The sequence below is a fragment of the Streptomyces sp. W16 genome, from assembly GCF_033194735.1.
Classification (GTDB): Bacteria; Actinomycetota; Actinomycetes; order Streptomycetales; family Streptomycetaceae; genus Streptomyces.
The window spans coordinates 1-1360 of record NZ_JAWOAI010001081.1 but is presented as its reverse complement, the minus strand read 5'-3'; the positions used below and the strand labels follow the sequence as shown (position 1 = coordinate 1360).

Below are 1360 nucleotides of genomic sequence, written 5' to 3'. Positions count from 1 at the left end.
GAGTCTGGCAGTGGTCTCCGCGGGTTCCGGGCCGATGTCCGCCGTGGCCGTGGCCGTGGCTGCGGCCGGGGCGCGGGTGCGGCGGACGGCGAGGAGGAGGGCGAGGAGCAGCAGGAGGAGTACGGCGGTCAGGGCGATGAAGAGGAGGCGCAGGTAGTCCGTGGACTTGTGCTCGCCGAGTTCGGTGACGCCCAGCTTCTTGTCGATCAGTTGGCCGCCGGTGAGCGAGGACTTCTTGAGCGCTGTGCACAAGTCGCTTGTGCAGGTGCCGAGTTCGTTCAGCGTCCTGGTGTCCAGCCGGTCGATCCGGGCGTCCCGGTCGACGAGTGCGTGGCCGGCCAGGACGATCAGCGCGGTGCCGCCCTGGCCGGTGTGCACGTCGGCCGGCACCTCCACCCGAAGGTTCTTGAGGTCCCGGCGGACGGTGGTCTGGTCGACCTTCCGACCGGCGTCGAGGGCCAGGGGCTTGTTCAGCGTGACCGTGACCTCGGCCCCGTCGTCGAGCGCATCCTGCCAACAGCCCAGTCGCGTCGGAAAGTTCTTGCCGCAGTCCGCGCCGGAGGCAGCCGCGGGCTCCGCCGGAATCACCACGATCAACAAGCCGAACAGCAAGGCAGTGAACAACGTACGTCTCATGACGACCCCCCGTTGGCGCCCATAGTGGAGGCAACAGGGCCGTGGCCGAAAGGGGTTGACTGAGAATGCTCAATTCATTTCTACAGCTGGAAAACCTGATGGCAACGGGTGAACATCTGTCGCGCCCGTTCCACCCAATCACTGGCCAGGACATCGAAGTCGGCCTGCGAGATCCGGCAGGTCAGCGGGAGGTCGCAGACCCCGGCGAGGCAGGGTCTCGGTCCGCGTACGTCCCACACCGACAGCATGGGATTCAGCTGTTCGGTGTTCCACGCGTTGGACGCGGCGGCGGCGATCGCCAATTGATCCTTGCGCAAAGAATGACCGTCGGTGACAAAAGCGACGAGGAGTCTTTTCGTGGTCATGAAACGCACGGTGAGCGTGCGCCCCGACTCCTCTAGATCGAATTGCAGGGAGAGGGAATCTACATCGCTCTCGACGTGGTAATTCCGGCGGGCGCCCCAGGTGTGCGTCAACTGCCGCCAGGACGAGGCGATGTCGTAGTCCCGGCCGGGCGGGATCGAGGCCTCAGGCGTCGCCACGGACCACCGCCCGCGTGACCATGTCGTCGGTGAGACCCGCGTCCAGCAGGGCCTGCGCGTGCAGCAGCAGACAGGACGGCACCGGCAGACTCGTACCGCCGCCTCGACGGGCCGCCAGCTCGCTGCGGCGGACCTCGATCGTGCGGGCCACGGCGGGCGGCGGCCAGACCGCTGTGCGCGGC

At 67.3% G+C, this 1360-nt stretch carries 2 protein-coding genes and 1 pseudogene; all 3 read right to left on the bottom strand.

Translation table 11 applies throughout. The features are described 5' to 3' along the window. Window positions 1–636: hypothetical protein (locus R6V09_RS53260; RefSeq protein ID WP_317888574.1), on the bottom strand; the 636-nt coding region annotated here is incomplete at its 3' end. Window positions 637–716: 80 nt separating this feature from the next. Then, on the bottom strand, window positions 717–1178 hold the full coding sequence (locus R6V09_RS53255) for a hypothetical protein (RefSeq protein ID WP_317888573.1): 462 nt from the start codon (window positions 1176–1178) through the stop codon (window positions 717–719). Then, a pseudogene (locus R6V09_RS53250) lies at window positions 1165–1360 on the bottom strand (serine/threonine-protein kinase); the annotation flags it as partial. The gene R6V09_RS53255 and the pseudogene R6V09_RS53250, both read right to left, overlap by 14 nt.